This window comes from Rathayibacter sp. AY1F2, assembly GCF_002930885.1.
GTDB lineage: Bacteria > Actinomycetota > Actinomycetes > Actinomycetales > Microbacteriaceae > Rathayibacter.
Genome location: NZ_PSVG01000009.1, coordinates 106,752 through 121,573 on the forward strand (window position 1 = coordinate 106,752; position 14,822 = coordinate 121,573).

Below are 14,822 nucleotides of genomic sequence, written 5' to 3' on the forward strand. Positions count from 1 at the left end.
CGCCGCTCCGCTCCGGCGGCCGTCGCCGCTGCGGGAGGGCGCGCTGGCAGGATGGAGGGCATGCCGCTCCTCGCCGCCCGACGTCCCCGTGAGCCGGAGCCGCTCGCCGGCCCGCTGGTCGCCGTCCGCGGGGTCGCGGTGCGCGCCTCGGGGGTCGAGCTGCTCGCCCCGTGCTCGCTCGAGGTGGAGGCGGGGGAGGGCGTCGCGGTGACGGGCCGCAACGGCACCGGCAAGACCACGCTCCTGCGGGTGATCGCCGGCCTCACCGCTCCGAGCGAGGGAGTCGTGGCGGTGGCCGGGCGCGCCCCGGAGGAGCGCTCCGCCGCCCACCGCCGCGCCGTCGCCGCCCTGATCGGCACCCCGCCCTTCGAGCGGGATCTGACCCTCGAGGAGCACCTCGCGATGGTGGCCGTCTCGTGGGGGGCGCCGGTCGCCGACGCCCGCCGCGAGGCCGCAGCTGGTCTCGACGCGCTCGCGCTCGCTCCGCTCGCCCGCCGCTTCCCGCACGAGCTCTCCTCCGGGCAGACGCAGCTGTTCTCCCTCGCGCTCGTGCTGGCCCGTCCCTCCGCGGTGCTGCTGCTCGACGAGCCGGAGCAGCGGCTCGACGTCGAGCGGGTGCCGCTGGTCGCGGAGGTGCTGCGGCGCGCAGCCGCGTCCCGGGCGCTCGTCGTCGCGACCCACAGCCCCGTGCTGATCGAGGGCCTGGGCGCGCGGGTCGTCGAGCTGGAGCGGGCGTGACGCGCGCGGAGGGGGCCCGCGTCGCCGAGGTGCGGGCTCTGCACCGGCACCGCGCCGCGGCTCCGCCGAGTCCGCGCGCCTACGCGGGCTACCTCGCCGCGATGACCGTCCTCGTCGTCGTCCTCCCCGTCGCCCGGGCCCTCGCGCTCCTCGCCGCCGAGGCGGGAGCCGCGCCGGAGCCGCTGGTCGCCCTCGCCGCGGGTCTCGCCCTGCCCGCCGCCGTGCTCCTGGGCCGGGTGCGCGGACCCGCGGTGGGCGAGCCGCACACCACGGCCGTGCTGCTCGCGACCGATCTGCGCCGCTGGGCGGTGCTCCGCCGACCCGTGGTCCGGGCGTCGGCCGGTCTCGTGGCGTGCTGCTCCGCCGTCGCGTCGCTCCTCGCCGTCGCCGCCTCCGCGCCGCTCCTCGCGGCCGTCGTCGGCGGCGCCGCGTTCGCCGGCCTCCTCGCCGTCGCCTGGCTCGCCGGTCAGTGCCTGCCCTCGCGCCTCCCCGCGCTCGCGGCGGGCCTCCTCGCCTCCCTCGCGGTCCTCGGGGCCCTCGTGCCCGGTGCGCCCACGCCGGGCGGCCTCCTCGCCTCGGCCGTGAGCGGAGCGGAGGAGGTGCGCGCCGCGACCGTGCTGCTCGCGTCGGCCGCGGTCCTCCTGGCCGCGGCGCCCCGCCTGCTCGACGCCGCGCGCGGACCTCGGCTCCTCGCCCAGGCCCGGCAGTGGTCGGCGACCGCCCGGCTCGGAGCGACGGGCGATCTCGCCGAGTCGCTCGACGGGTACCGCGCCCTTCCGGCGATCGGGCGGGGGCTCCGAGCGGTCCGCCTCTCCCCGCTCGCCCTCGCGGTGCCGGTGCGCGACGCGATCGGCGCGCTGCGCACTCCCGGCCGCTCGGCGGTCGCGGTCGTCGCGCTGGCCGCCGCCGGCGCCGCCGCCGTGCTCGCCGCGGTCGTGCCGTCCTCCATCCTCGCGCTCCCGGCCGCCGCGGCGGGCGTGCTCGCCTACCTCGGCGCCGGCGTCTGGAGCGACGGCTTCCGCCACGCCGCCGCGACCGCGGGACAGCCGGCGCTCCTCGCCCCCGGCCCGTTCGAGCTGCTCCTCCTGCACGCCGTCCTCCCGCTGGTGCTCGCGGTCGGAGTCGCGGTGCTCGGCGCCCTCGCCGCCTCGCTGCTGCTCCCGGGCGCGGCGGTGCCGGTGGCCGCCGCGACCGCCGTCGCCGCCGTCGCCGCGCGGGCGATGGACGCGACCCGGGGTCCGCTGCCGCCGCAGCTGCTCAGCCCGGTGCCGCTCCCGATCGGGGACGGCGCGGGAGTCGCGGTGGTCCTCTGGAACCTGGCGGGTGCACTGGTCAGCGCCTCGACCGCGGTGTCCGTCGCGGCGTCGCCCGGGCTCCTCGCCGCGGTGCCGCTCGTCGCCGGCGGCTGCCTCCTCGTCGCGCGGCGGCGTCTCGCGCGGGCCTGAGGCTCCCGGGCGCCCGCGCCGCCCGGATGTCCGCGGCGGCGGCCGGACCGGATGCGAGGATGGCGGGGTGACCGCGCATCCCCGGCTCGACGAGCTCATCCGCACCGTCCACGTCCTCCGCGCCCCGGGCGGCTGCCCGTGGGACGCCGAGCAGACCCACGAGTCGCTCGTGCGCTACCTGATCGAGGAGTCGCACGAGCTCGTCGACGCCATCGAGGCGGGGGACCGGGCCGACCTGATCGAGGAGCTCGGCGACGTCCTCTACCAGGTGCTCTTCCACGCCGACCTGGCGGCCGAGAGCGCCGAGCCCTTCACCATCGAGGACGTCGCGGCGCACATGAACGCCAAGATGATCGGCCGCCACCCGCACGTCTTCGGCGACGCCACGGCCGAGACGGCCGACGACGTCATCGCGGTGTGGGACGAGCTCAAGCGCACCGAGAAGCCGCACCGCACCAGCGTGCTCGACGGGATCCCGCAGGGCATGCCCGCCCTCGCGCTCGCCGACAAGGTGATCGGCAAGGCGACCTCGCTGGGCGTCGTGGACGCCGGCCAGGGCCCTCTGCCCATCGAGTCGGAGGAGGACCTCGGCCCGCTGCTGCTGGCCATCGTCGCCTCCGCCCGCGCCCAGGGGCTCGACGCCGAGCGCGCGCTCCGCACGGCGACGCGCGACCTGCAGGACGAGATCCGCGCGGTGGAGCAGGAGCGGCGCGCGGACTGAGGCGTCCGCCGGCCCGCCCCGGCCGATCTGGGAGAATCGCCGTCATGGCCTCCCCGATCACCCCGCCCCGCGGCATGCGCGACTTCCTCCCCGCCGACAAGGCGAAGCGCGAGCACGCGCTCGGCGTCATCCGCCGCGTGTACGCCTCCCACGGGTTCGACGAGATCGAGACGCCCGTGGTCGAGGACTTCGACCGCCTCCACTCCGGGCTCGGCGGCGACAACGAGAAGCTCGCCTTCAGCGTCCTGCGCCGCGGGCTCACCCGCGACGACCTGGCGGCGGTCGACGACGCGTCCGCCCTCGCCGACCTCGGCCTGCGCTTCGACCTCACGGTGCCTCTCGCCCGCTTCTACGCCTCGCACCGCGCCGAGCTGCCGGCCGTCTTCCGCTCGGTGCAGATCGCGCCGGTGTGGCGCGCCGAGCGCCCGCAGAAGGGGCGGTACCGCCAGTTCGTGCAGTGCGACATCGACATCATCGGCGAGCCCGGGCAGCTGGCCGAGGTCGAGCTCATCACGGCGACCGCGGCGGCGCTCGACGCCCTGGGCCTCGAGGACTGCACAATCCGCATCAACGACCGCCGCATCCTCACCGGAATCCTCGAGCACTGCGGCTTCGCCACCGAGCGCTTCGGCCCGGCGCTGATCTCGATCGACAAGCTCGACAAGATCGGCGCCGCCGGAGTCGTCGCCGAGCTGGAGGCCGACGGGCCGGACGCGGCCGCGGTCCTCGGGGGCTACCTCGCGCGGATCGAGCAGGCGGTCGCCGCCGGGGGAGTGGCGCTCGAGCAGTCCGCGATCCTCGACGTGCTGCCCGAGGGCATCGACCCGGAGGCGGTGCTCGCGCTCGAGACGCTGGCCCGGTCGCTGCGCTCGCTGCCCGCCGGCGTCTCGCTCCGCTTCGACCCGACGCTCGTGCGGGGCATGGGCTACTACACCGGCACGATCTTCGAGATCGCGCACCCGTCCTCGGGCTCCTCGGTCGGCGGAGGCGGGCGGTACGACGGGATGATCGGCCGCTTCCTCGGTCAGGACGTGCCGGCCTGCGGCTTCTCGATCGGCTTCGAGCGGATCGTCGAACTGATCGGCGGTGCCGTCGTCGAGCGCCCCGACGCCGTCGTCCTCGTCCACGAGCGCGACGCGGCGCCCGAGCTGCTGCTCGCGCTCAAGCAGGAGCTGATCGCCCGGGGCTCGCGCGTGCGCCTCGAGCGCCGGGCGAAGAACCTCACCCCGCTGCTGGACCGCGCGGCCGCCGCGGGCTTCACCCGCTTCGCTCTCGTTCCGCGCGATGCCGCCTCCGCCGCCGACCTCTCCTTCAAGGACCTCGGCTGAGCCGCGCCGGCGGCGCCGGGTGAGCGACGCCGGCTGCCTGCGCTGAGCCGCGCCCGTGGGAGGGGCCGGGGCCGTCCTGTGAGGCCTGAACAGGGTCTCAGACGATCCGTCAGAGGATCATGCCGATCTGGTCGGATCCTTGTCGGATCCGTGAGAGCCTTAATACCCGCGAAATCTGCGGACACACCCGAGAAATCTCCCCCGGATAGCGTCGAGGCACCCGATCGGCGCGGCTTGGCGCGCCTGCACGGGCACCCCGTCGCGACCCCGCGCACCGCACCGCAGCAGCCCTGACGATCCCCACCCGAGGAGTCCCCTTGACCCTGTCGCCCCTCCGCTCCCTCCCGGCCTTCGACCGCCGCAGCCTCCTCCGCCTGGCGGGTGTCGCCGGCCTCGCGATCGGCGGCGCCTCCGTCCTCGCCTCCTGCGCCTCCGACTCCTCCGGCGCGTCCGCCGCGGACGGCGGCGACCTCGGCACCCTCAAGGTCCAGCTCTCCTGGATCAAGAACGAGGAGTTCGCGGGCGAGTTCTTCGCCGACTCGAAGGGCTACTTCACCGAGGCCGGCCTGGCAGGAGTGACGCTCACCCCCGGCCCCTCGACGGGCGTGGCCGAGCTCCTCTCGGGCAGCGCGGACGTCGCGCTCAGCGACGCCGTCTCGATCGGCACCGCGATCGCCCAGCAGGAGGCCCCGCTCAAGATCATCGGCGCGACCTACCAGAAGAACCCCTTCACGGTCCTCTCGATCAAGACCGCCGGCAACATCGCCACTCCGGCCGACCTCGCCGGGAAGAAGATCGGCGTCCAGGCCTCGAACACGTCCCTGTTCCAGGCGCTGCTCGCCGCGAACGGCCTCTCCGAGTCCGACCTCACGGTCGTCCCCGTCGAGTACGACCCCTCCGTCCTCGTCAACGGCACCGTCGACGGCTTCATCGCCTACCTGACGAACGAGGCAATCACGGTCGCGGCCGAGGGCTACGAGGTCGTCAACCTGCCCTTCGCCGACAACGGCCTCCCCTTCGTCGCCGAGACCTTCTCGGTGTCGGAGCAGGCGATCGCCGAGAAGCGCGACGCTCTGAAGGCGTTCCTCGTCGCCGAGATCAAGGGCTGGACCGACGCGGTCAACGACCCGGAGGCGGGCGCGATGCTCGCCGTCGAGAACTACGGCAAGGACCTCGGCCTCAACGAGGAGTCCTCCAAGAAGGGCGCCACCATCCAGGCCGAGGAACTGGTCGTCTCGGACGAGACGGTCTCGAACGGCCTCTTCACCATCTCCGAGACGCTGCAGTCCGAGACCATCGCGTCCCTCGCGGGCGCCGGGATCGACGTCACGGCCGAGGACCTCTTCGATCTGACCCTCCTCGACGAGGTCTACGAGGAGAACCCCGAGCTGATGAAGTACGCGGCCTGATCCTGATTCACGAAGGGCACCACTCGTGACCGACACGACCGACGCCGGCACCCTGCGCGACCAGGGTGCCGGCGGCACCGGCATCCAGATCCACGGCCTGTCGAAGACGTTCCGGATGGGCTCGCGCAGCGTCGCGGCGCTGCAGGACACCGACCTCCACACCGACCAGGGCAGCTTCCTCGCCCTGCTCGGCCCGTCGGGGTGCGGCAAGTCGACCATCCTGCGCATCCTCGCGGGACTGGAGGAGCCGACGTCCGGCTCCATCCGGGTCGACGGCCGCACTCCCCAGGAGCTGCGCCGCGACAACAAGCTCGGCATCGCCTTCCAGGACCACGCGCTCCTGCCGTGGCGCAGCGTCATGGCGAACATCCGCCTGCCGTTCGAGATCGCGGGCAAGAGCGTCGACCAGTCCTACATCGACGAGCTGATCGACCTCGTCGGCCTCCGCGGCTTCGAGAAGGCCAAGCCGGCCCAGCTCTCGGGCGGCATGCGCCAGCGCGTGTCGATCGCGCGGTGCCTGATCCTCAAGCCCGAGGTCCTGCTGCTCGACGAGCCGTTCGGCGCCCTCGACGACATGACGCGGCAGAAGCTCAACCTCGAGCTGCTGCGGATCTGGACCGAGAAGCCCGCCACGACGCTCCTCGTCACGCACGGCATCTCGGAGGCGATCTTCCTCTCGGACCGCGTCGCGGTGATGAGCCCGCGCCCGGGACGGGTGAAGGAGATCATCGACATCGACCTCCCCCGCCCGCGCACCCCCGAGATGCAGCGCACCCCCGAGTTCCACGCCTACGTCGACCAGGCCTCCGAGCTGCTGTTCGGCGACGGCGGCGCGGCCTCGGACGACCGCGTCTAGGAGGCACCGTGGCCACCACGCTCCCCGCGGCCCCGCGCCGCGCCCTGTCCCTGCCTCCGTGGCTCACCGGGCTGATCGGCGTCGCCGCGATCGTCGCCGTCTGGTGGATCGTGGCGCTCGTCACCGCGCCCACCGGCGCCGCGACCTACGCGCCCGTCCCCACTCCCGTGCAGGTCGTGCAGACCGCGATGGAGGACGGCGCCGGCTTCTACTGGCGCAACTTCTCCGTCACGATCGGCGAGGCGGCCGTCGGCTACTTCTGGGGCAACCTCCTCGCGCTCGTGCTCTCGGCGCTCGTGCTGGTCCTGCCCTGGCTGGAGGGGGTCGTCTCGCAGCTCGCGGTCATCACCTACTGCGTGCCGATCGTCGCCATCGGAGCGATCGTGCTGCTGATCCTCGGCGGTGCGGACGCTCCCGGGAAGGCGAGCGCGACGGCGATCTTCCTGGCCGGCCTCTCGGTGTTCTTCACCACGGTCGTCGGCAGCCTGCTCGGGCTGAAGGCGGCCGACAAGGCGGCGCTCGACGTCGTCACGGTCTACGGGGGCTCGCGGTTCACCCAGCTGCGCAAGGTCCGTCTGATCGCGGCGCTGCCCAACATCCTGTCGGCGCTGCAGATCGCGGTGCCCGCGGCCTTCCTCGGCGCGATCCTCGGCGAGTACTTCGGCAAGATCGAGACGGGCGTGGGCCCGATCCTGGTCGCGGCGCAGGTCTCCCTGAACTCGCCCCGCGTCTGGGCGCTCTTCCTCCTCTGCGCGGGCGTCGCGCTCCTCGGCTACGGCATCGTCGGACTGATCGGCCGCCTCATCGCGCCCTGGTCCTCCGGAAAGCGGGCATGACCATGACGACCACCGTTCCCGACCGCACGGAGCAGTCCACGGCCACATCGATCCTCGCGGTCGACGAGCTGCGGCGCCAGCTGCGCACGGCCGCCCTCGGCGCGACCCTCAAGAGCCTGCGCAAGAGCCTGCTCGTCGCCCTGTCGACGATCGTGATCGTGCTGGCGATCTGGATCGGCGTGGTCCTCTTCAGCGGGGTCTCGCCCTACGTGGTCAAGGGCCCGTGGGACGTCTGGCAACACCTGGTGACCGACGCGAAGGCCGCGGAGCACCGCGCCGAGCTGGGCGGGCTCTTCGCCGTGACCATGGGCGACGCGCTGATCGGCTTCGCGGCCGGCCTGGTCGTGGCGATCCTCGGCGCGATCCTGTTCCGCCTGTCGAAGGGCATCGAGCACGCGCTGATGCCGTTCGCGATGCTGCTGCGCTCGGTGCCGCTGATCGCGATGGCACCGCTGATCATCCTGGTCTTCGGGACCGGCTCGATCGCCTCGGTCGCGGTCATCGGCGGGATCGTCGTCCTCTTCCCCGCGCTGGTGACGATCGCCTTCGGCCTCAACAACGCCTCCCCGCAGATGCTCGACGTGGTCGCGGTCTACGGCGGCAGCACTCTCACCGCGATCCGCAAGGTGGCCATCCCCGGCTCGCTGCCCTCGCTCTTCGCCGCGATCCGCATCTCGGTGCCCGGAGCGATCACGGGCGCGCTGCTCGCGGAGTGGCTCTCCACCGGTGCGGGCATCGGCGGGGCGATCAACGCATGGTCCGCCCAGGCCCGGTTCGCGGACGTCTGGTCGGCGGTCGTGCTCGTGACCGGCGTCTCGCTCGTGCTCTACATGCTCGTGCAGGTGCTCGAGACCTTCGTCCTCTCCCGGATGTCCCTCTCCCTCACCTGACCCCGTCGCTTTCCCCCTTCCGCGGGACGCCACTCGAGTGCGGCTCGCCCGGTGGGTCGCATACCCGGGTGGCGTCTCGCGGGAAGGGGAGGGCAGGGGGAGCGGAGCGACGGGGCCCGGTCAGACGGTGACGATCGCGTCGACGCGGTGGCCGGCCAGCACCTCGCGGCCGCCGAGCCCGTCGAGCTCCATGACCACCGCGATCCCCTCGAGGCTCCACCCTGCGCGCTCGATCAGGCGGCGGCTCGCGTCGAGCGTGCCCCCGGTCGCCAGCACGTCGTCGACCAGCAGCAGCCGCGAGCCGCGGGGCGCCGCGTCCTCGTGCACCTCCAGCATCGTCTCGCCGTACTCGAGGGTCGCCTGCTCGCGCAGCACGGCCCGCGGGAGCTTGCCGGGCTTGCGGATGGTGACGACGCCGAGACCCGCCGAGTAGGCGGCCGCTGCGGCGAGCAGGAAGCCGCGCGCCTCCACGCCCGCGATCGCGTCGATCCGGCCGCGGTAGGGCTCGATCAGCGCGTCGGCCACCGCCCGCAGGGCCTCGCCGTCGCCGAAGACCGGCGTGAGGTCGCGGAACAGGATGCCCGGGCTCGGGAAGTCCGGGACGACGGCGGTGAGACGGTCGACGTGGTCGGCGGCGGTCGTGGTCACGGGGAACCTCCGGGTCGGCGGGTGCGCCCGGGCCGTCCGGCGATCGGGCCCTGGGAGTCTACGACCGGCCGCGGTCTCCTGCGCTTCGGAGGCGGTCAGTAGACTCCTTCCCGACCGCTCCCGTCTCCGGGAGCCCACCCGTCAAGAGGAGATAGTTGTGGCCCTTATCGAGGCAGTCGTCGCCCGAGAAATTCTGGACTCCCGTGGCAACCCCACGGTCGAGGTCGAGGTCCTGCTCGAGGACGGCGCGTCCTCGCGAGCGGCCGTCCCGTCCGGCGCCTCCACGGGCGCGTTCGAGGCGTACGAGCTCCGCGACGGCGACTCCGACCGCTACCTCGGCAAGGGCGTGCAGAAGGCCGTCGACGCCGTCATCGACGAGATCGGCCCGGCCATCGAGGGCTTCGACGCCACCGACCAGCGCCTCGTCGACGCCGAGCTGATCGAGCTCGACGGCACCGAGAACAAGTCCCGCCTGGGCGCGAACGCGATCCTCGGCGTCAGCCTCGCCGTGGCCAAGGCCGCCGCGCAGTCGTCGGACCTCGACCTGTTCCGCTACGTCGGCGGCCCGAACGCGCACACCCTGCCCGTGCCGCTGATGAACATCATCAACGGAGGCGCGCACGCCGACACCGGCGTCGACATCCAGGAGTTCATGGCCGTCCCGCTGGGCGCCGAGTCCTTCTCCGAGGGCCTGCGCTGGGGCGTCGAGATCTACCACGCGCTCAAGGCGCAGCTGAAGAAGGCCGGCTTCGCCACCGGCCTCGGCGACGAGGGCGGCTTCGCCCCCGACCTGCCCACCAACCGCGAGGCGCTCGACTTCATCCTCAAGGCCGTCGAGGCCGCCGGCTTCACCCCCGGCAAGGACATCGGGCTCGCGCTCGACGTCGCCTCCTCGGAGTTCTACGAGGACGGCGCCTACACGTTCGAGGGCAAGAAGCTCTCGGCCGAGGAGCTCTCCTCCTACTACGCCGACCTCGTCGCCAACTACCCGCTGGTCTCGATCGAGGACCCGCTGGACGAGGACGACTGGGCCGGCTGGACCCACCTCACCGCGGCCATCGGCGACAAGGTGCAGCTCGTCGGAGACGACCTGTACGTCACCAACCCGGTGCGCCTCGCCCGCGGCATCGCCGAGAAGGCCGGCAACTCGATCCTGGTCAAGGTGAACCAGATCGGCACGCTCACCGAGACGCTCGACGCCGTGGCCCTGGCCCAGCGCAACGGCATGACCGCGATCCTCTCGCACCGCTCCGGCGAGACCGAGGACACCACCATCGCCGACCTCGCGGTCGCGGTGGACGGCGGCCAGATCAAGACCGGCGCCCCGGCCCGCTCGGACCGCGTCGCGAAGTACAACCAGCTGCTGCGCATCGAGGAGATCCTGGGAGGTGCGGCGACCTACGCGGGTCGCTCCGCCTTCCCGCGCTTCTCCGCGTAGTCTCGGCACGCCGGAGCGGCCCCGGAGCCCAGCACCTCGGTGCGGGCGCCGGGGCCGCTCCACTTCCCCCGCCGCGATCGAGGAGGCACCCGCCCATGGCCCGTCCGCCCCGCCCTCGTCCGCGTGGATCGCCGGCGTCCGCGGCTCCGGCTTCACGCTGCTGGTGATGGGGATCATGATCCTCGCGGTGGTCGTGCTCGCCCCGAGCATCAAGAACTTCGTCGAGCAGCGCGCCGAGATCGCCGAGCTGCAGCGCTCGGTCGACGCGGCCAAGACCCAGGCGCAGAACCTCGACGAGCAGCGCACCCGCTGGTCCGACCCGGCGTTCATCCGCGCGCAGGCCCGCGAGCGGCTGTACTTCGTGATACCCGGCGAGGTGAGCTACCTCGTGCTCGACGACGTGACGCTCGCCCAGCAGGCGCAGCAGCCCGCGAGCGACACGGTGCAGGAGACCCCGAGCGACTGGGCCGGATCCCTGCTGTCCTCGATCGCGGTCTCGGGCCTCGGCGAGCCGACCGCCGATGAGCTGACACCGACTCCGTAGCTCCCGCCCGACCCCGTCGGTCCCGCCCGGCCCCGCGTACACTGGAGCGTCCTCCCGGCCGTCCGTCCTCTGGAGCCCCCGTGACCACGCCCCCCTTCGATCCGCCGTCCGAGCGCGACATCGCGGTCGTCTCCGCCCAGCTGGGCCGTCCCGCCCGGGACGTCGTCGGGATCAGCGCCCGCTGCGTCTGCGGCGACCCGACGGTGGTCTCCACGAGCCCCCGCCTGTCCGACGGCACGCCGTTCCCCACCTTCTACTACCTGACCCACCCCGCCGCGACGGCCGCGATCTCGCAGCTCGAGGCCACCCAGGTCATGGTCGAGTACAACGCGATGCTCGCCGAGGACGAGGAGCTGCGCGAGGCGTACGCCGCTGCGCACCGGGCGTTCCTGGCCGACCGCGAGAGCGTCGGCTCCGTCCCCGAGATCGCGGGCATCTCCTCCGGGGGCATGCCCTCGCGGGTGAAGTGCCTCCACGCCCTCGCCGCGCACGCCCTCGCGGCGGGCCCCGGCGTCAATCCGATCGGCGATCTGGCCCTGGCCCGCGCCGACTGGTCTCCCGAGCGCTGCGCCTGCAGGCCGCTCGACGCGTAGCCGCTCCTACCGGAGCCACGGAGGCGCCACCACCGGCGCGCTCTTCGCTAAGCTGATTCCCAGTCGGGGTCAGTGCTGCCCACCGCATCGAGAGCGGGCACTTCGCATTGCGTGAGGGTGTTCGCATTGTCCATCCCTCTTGGAGAGTCAACCGTGCCCAGAATCCTGATCGTCGGAGGCGGCTACGCCGGCTTCTACACCGCGTGGAAGCTCGAGAAGCAGCTCCGCCCGCACGAGGCAGAGGTCACGATCGTCGACCCGCTGCCCTACATGGCGTACCTGCCCTTCCTCCCCGAGGTCGCCGCGGGGTCGATCGAGCCGCGCCACGCGATCGTCTCGCTCCGCCGCCACCTCACGAAGACCGCGATCCTCGCCGCCAAGGTGACGAAGATCGACCACGCGAACCGCACCGCGACGATCACCCCGACCGTGGGCGAGCCCTACGAGTTCGAGTACGACCAGATCGTCGTCACCGCCGGCTCCGTCTCGCGCACCTTCCCGATCCCGGGCGTCGCCGACAACGCGATCGGCCTGAAGACGATCGAGGAGGCGACCGCGATCCGCGACCGCATGCTCACGAACTTCGACAAGGCCGCGTCGCTGCCCGCCGGCCCCGAGCGCTCGCGCCTGCTGACCGTCACGGTCGTCGGCGGCGGGTTCGCGGGCATCGAGGTCTTCGCCGAGCTGCGCTCCTTCGCGAGCGCGCTGCTCAAGCGCTACCCCGAGATCGACTTCGAGGAGACGCAGTTCCACCTCATCGAGGCGATGGGCCGGATCATGCCCGAGGTCGCCCTCGAGACGAGCCACTGGGTGCTGAAGAACCTCGACCAGCGCGGCGCCACCGTGCACCTCGACACGCAGCTCAAGTCGGCCGAGAACGGCGTCATCCAGCTGTCGACGGGCGAGAGCTTCGAGTCGGACCTCATCATCTGGACCGCGGGCGTCATGGCGAACCCGTCGATCAAGAACTCCGACCTGCCCATCGAGGAGCGCGGCCGCCTGCGCGTGCGCGCCGACCTCCGCGTCGGCCACGACGACGTGCTCGTCGAGGGCGCCTGGGGCGCCGGCGACGCGACGGCCGTCCCCGACCTCACCGGCGGCGGCGTCGGCGGCTTCTGCGTGCCGAACGCCCAGCACGCCGTCCGCCAGGGCAAGCTCATGGCCAAGAACATCACCGCGGTGCTCCGCGGCGAGGAGCCGGTCGACTACGTGCACAAGAACCTCGGCGCGGTCGCGGGCCTGGGCATCGGCATCGGCGTGTTCCAGTCCGGCAAGATCGCCGTGAAGGGCTTCCCCGCCTGGGTGATGCACCGCGGCTACCACGGTCTCGCCATGCCCTCGTGGGAGCGCAAGTTCCGCGTGGTCTGGGGCTGGTGGAACAACCTCTGGCTCGGCCGCGACATCGCCTCGATCGAGGCCCGCGAGTACCCCCGCGGCTCCTTCGAGACCTACGCGTCGCGTCCGCGTCCGGCGGCCCCTGCCGCCGAGGCTCCGGCCGCGCAGGCCCCGGCGCAGATCCCCGGCCAGGCCGGTGCTCCGGTCCCGGTCGGCGGCGAGCCCGCCAAGTCCTGACACCGCCGCCGGGAGGGTCGCTCCTCCCGGTGGTCGCCCCCATAGCCCAATCGGCAGAGGCAGACGACTTAAAATCGTCTCAGTCTGGGTTCGAGTCCCAGTGGGGGCACTCCGTCCGACGTGCCGCTCTCTAGGCGGCGCGGGCGTGCGCGCTGCGTCGAGCGGGCTCGAGCAGCCCGGCCTCGAGGGCCTGGGTGATCTCGCCCGGGGTGCAGTCGGCGCAGAGCACGACGAGCTCCTCCTCGGTGTCGCGGCCGCCGGAGCGGTCGAGGACGACGGCGTCGGTTCCGCAGAGTGCGCATTCGATCATGCGGGTACCGTACGTCCGACCTCCGACATGCGCGCGGCAGTGCCCCGGCGCGTCTCGCCCGGATCCGGCAGGGCGCCGGGCGCGCCTCCGGACCGGTCGTCCTTCCGGCCGGAGGAGCCCGGTGTTCGGGAATCGGACGAGGATCCCGCGCGCCCGCGCCGCCTCGCCTAGAGTCGTCACCGGGCGGTTCCGAGCCCGGGCGCCCGCGTCCGGATGCGAGCCGCCCGGTCCACGGCGGGCGCCGGAACGGTCCCGCTTCTCGTGCCCGCGGGCACCGTCATGCACCGCCCGGCGACGGGCGGCCGGGAGGCCCCCATGGGGAAGCTGCTCTACGGAGCCTCGGGAGTCGAGATCGAGTTCGACGACCGCACGCTCACGCACGTCCAGATCGTCATCGCCAACAAGCTGCGCCGCCGCGAGAGCTTCTTCTTCTCCTGGCGGGACGACCCCGCGGTCGGTGACGGCCGCTCGAGCATCTGGCTCGACCCCTCCGTGCCCCTCTACTTCAAGTACTTCGGCGGACGGGTCCCCTCGATCAACCGCACCTGGATCGACCTGCTGACCGTCTCGGCGAACTCGTCCGGCGGGCTGCAGCTCGTGCAGGAGCCGGACGCCGCCCCCACCCCGCCGCCGAAGGGCGAGCAGGGCGCCTGACCCCCACCCGCCACGCCCCGGAGAAGAGCCCCATGCAGCGCGACGTCTCGGCCCACCTGACCCTCGACGTCGCGGCTCCGGCCGCCCTCGTCCTGTCGATCGCGGTGGCCGACGCGTACGGGGCGGAGGAGTCGCTGACGCTCACCGTCGACGGCCGCCCGCTCGCCGCTCGCGAGGTGATCGACCAGCACGGCACCCGGCTGCACGTGCTCGACGCGCCGGTCGGGCACCTCGTCGTGGACTACTCCGCGCGCGTCCTGGGACGCCTCGCTCCGCTCGAGGGCGACGAGGTGGACCGGCTGCGGTACCTGCGGCCGAGCCGCTACGCCGAGTCGGACGTGCTGTGGGCGACGGCCCGGGCCGAGTTCGCCGGCCTGTCCGGGGCGGACCTCCTGCACGCGGTGAGCTCCTGGGTCGGCACGCGGCTGGCGTACGTCCCCGGCTCGAGCCTTCCGACGGACGGGGCCGAGCGGACGCTGCTCGCCCGCCGCGGCGTCTGCCGCGACTTCGCGCACCTCGTCGTCGCCCTCCTCCGGGCGCTGGACGTGCCCGCTCGACTGGCGGCCGTGTACGCGCCGGGACTGCAGCCGATGGACTTCCACGCGGTCGCGGAGGCCTGGATCGAGGGGGAGTGGCGGGCGGTCGACGCGACGACGCTCGCTCCTCGGTCGAGCCTCGTGCGGATCGCGACGGGACGCGACGCGGCCGACACCGCGTTCCTCGGCGTCTACGGCGGCATCGCGACGCTGCGCGAGCTGACCGTCGGCGCCGTGGCCGACGTGCTGCCGGGCGACGACCTCGACCGGCCCGTCTCGATCGGCTGAGCGGGCGGCCGAGGCC

16 protein-coding genes and 1 tRNA gene are annotated in these 14,822 nt (G+C 73.3%); 15 read left to right on the forward strand and 2 right to left on the reverse strand.

Features of this window, described 5'->3' with window-relative positions:
* The first annotated feature begins 60 nt into the window (after positions 1-60).
* The 8 genes from C5C54_RS09305 (at position 61) to C5C54_RS09340 (ending at position 8,223) form a co-directional block, all read left to right on the forward strand.
* Positions 61-738 carry an ATP-binding cassette domain-containing protein gene (locus tag C5C54_RS09305; RefSeq protein WP_104248106.1) on the forward strand — a complete coding sequence of 226 codons (678 nt, stop codon included), beginning with the start codon at positions 61-63 and terminating at the stop codon, positions 736-738.
* Positions 735-2,183, forward strand: coding sequence for a hypothetical protein (locus tag C5C54_RS09310; protein WP_104288217.1), 1,449 nt, complete (start codon positions 735-737; stop codon positions 2,181-2,183). Before C5C54_RS09305 ends, C5C54_RS09310 begins: the two co-directional genes overlap by 4 nt.
* Positions 2,184-2,250: 67 nt before the next feature.
* The gene (locus C5C54_RS09315) at positions 2,251-2,904 is read left to right on the forward strand and encodes a MazG family protein (protein WP_104222356.1); all 654 of its coding nucleotides are present in this window, start codon (positions 2,251-2,253) and stop codon (positions 2,902-2,904) included.
* A 44-nt stretch (positions 2,905-2,948) separates the two neighbouring features.
* A complete protein-coding gene (gene hisS / locus C5C54_RS09320; RefSeq protein ID WP_104288218.1) occupies positions 2,949-4,232 on the forward strand; it encodes a histidine--tRNA ligase in 1,284 nt (427 codons plus the stop codon).
* Positions 4,233-4,549: 317 nt separating this feature from the next.
* Positions 4,550-5,641: an ABC transporter substrate-binding protein gene (locus C5C54_RS09325; RefSeq protein WP_258059873.1), complete on the forward strand. Its 1,092-nt coding sequence runs from the start codon at positions 4,550-4,552 to the stop codon at positions 5,639-5,641.
* A 115-nt stretch (positions 5,642-5,756) separates the two neighbouring features.
* A complete protein-coding gene (locus C5C54_RS09330) occupies positions 5,757-6,497 on the forward strand; it encodes an ABC transporter ATP-binding protein (protein ID WP_104288235.1) in 741 nt (246 codons plus the stop codon).
* Between the two features lie 8 nt (positions 6,498-6,505).
* Complete coding sequence (locus C5C54_RS09335; RefSeq protein WP_244229606.1) at positions 6,506-7,333, forward strand: ABC transporter permease; 828 nt, start codon at positions 6,506-6,508, stop codon at positions 7,331-7,333.
* Positions 7,330-8,223 (forward strand): ABC transporter permease, encoded by an 894-nt coding sequence (locus C5C54_RS09340; protein WP_104222359.1) that lies wholly within the window; start codon positions 7,330-7,332, stop codon positions 8,221-8,223. The genes C5C54_RS09335 and C5C54_RS09340 overlap by 4 nt, the downstream gene beginning before the upstream one ends.
* A 120-nt stretch (positions 8,224-8,343) precedes the next feature.
* On the opposite strand, the gene C5C54_RS09345 is transcribed toward C5C54_RS09340, so the two are convergent.
* Complete coding sequence (locus C5C54_RS09345; protein ID WP_104222360.1) at positions 8,344-8,871, reverse strand: adenine phosphoribosyltransferase; 528 nt, start codon at positions 8,869-8,871, stop codon at positions 8,344-8,346.
* 157 nt (positions 8,872-9,028) lie between these two features.
* Between C5C54_RS09345 and eno the strand changes: the two genes are divergently transcribed.
* From eno to C5C54_RS09370, 5 genes are all read left to right on the forward strand, one after another.
* Complete coding sequence (gene eno / locus C5C54_RS09350) at positions 9,029-10,309, forward strand: phosphopyruvate hydratase (RefSeq protein ID WP_104222361.1); 1,281 nt, start codon at positions 9,029-9,031, stop codon at positions 10,307-10,309.
* Between the two features lie 166 nt (positions 10,310-10,475).
* A complete protein-coding gene (locus C5C54_RS09355; RefSeq protein ID WP_146078815.1) occupies positions 10,476-10,853 on the forward strand; it encodes a septum formation initiator family protein in 378 nt (125 codons plus the stop codon).
* Between the two features lie 80 nt (positions 10,854-10,933).
* Positions 10,934-11,446, forward strand: coding sequence for a DUF501 domain-containing protein (locus tag C5C54_RS09360; protein WP_104227430.1), 513 nt, complete (start codon positions 10,934-10,936; stop codon positions 11,444-11,446).
* A gap of 153 nt (positions 11,447-11,599) precedes the next feature.
* Entirely contained in the window at positions 11,600-13,018 is a 1,419-nt protein-coding gene (locus C5C54_RS09365) for an NAD(P)/FAD-dependent oxidoreductase (RefSeq protein WP_104288220.1), read from the forward strand.
* 35 nt (positions 13,019-13,053) lie between these two features.
* A tRNA-Leu gene (locus C5C54_RS09370) sits at positions 13,054-13,127 on the forward strand.
* Positions 13,128-13,148: 21 nt separating this feature from the next.
* On the opposite strand, the gene C5C54_RS09375 is transcribed toward C5C54_RS09370, so the two are convergent.
* On the reverse strand, positions 13,149-13,328 hold the full coding sequence (locus C5C54_RS09375; protein WP_104225020.1) for a hypothetical protein: 180 nt from the start codon (positions 13,326-13,328) through the stop codon (positions 13,149-13,151).
* 315 nt (positions 13,329-13,643) lie between these two features.
* On the opposite strand from C5C54_RS09375, the gene C5C54_RS09380 reads away from it, so the two are divergent.
* Both C5C54_RS09380 and C5C54_RS09385 read left to right on the forward strand, forming a co-directional pair.
* Positions 13,644-13,982, forward strand: coding sequence for an ATP-dependent DNA ligase (locus tag C5C54_RS09380; protein ID WP_068211888.1), 339 nt, complete (start codon positions 13,644-13,646; stop codon positions 13,980-13,982).
* Between the two features lie 32 nt (positions 13,983-14,014).
* A complete protein-coding gene (locus C5C54_RS09385; RefSeq protein ID WP_104227429.1) occupies positions 14,015-14,806 on the forward strand; it encodes a transglutaminase family protein in 792 nt (263 codons plus the stop codon).
* Positions 14,807-14,822: the final 16 nt, after the last annotated feature.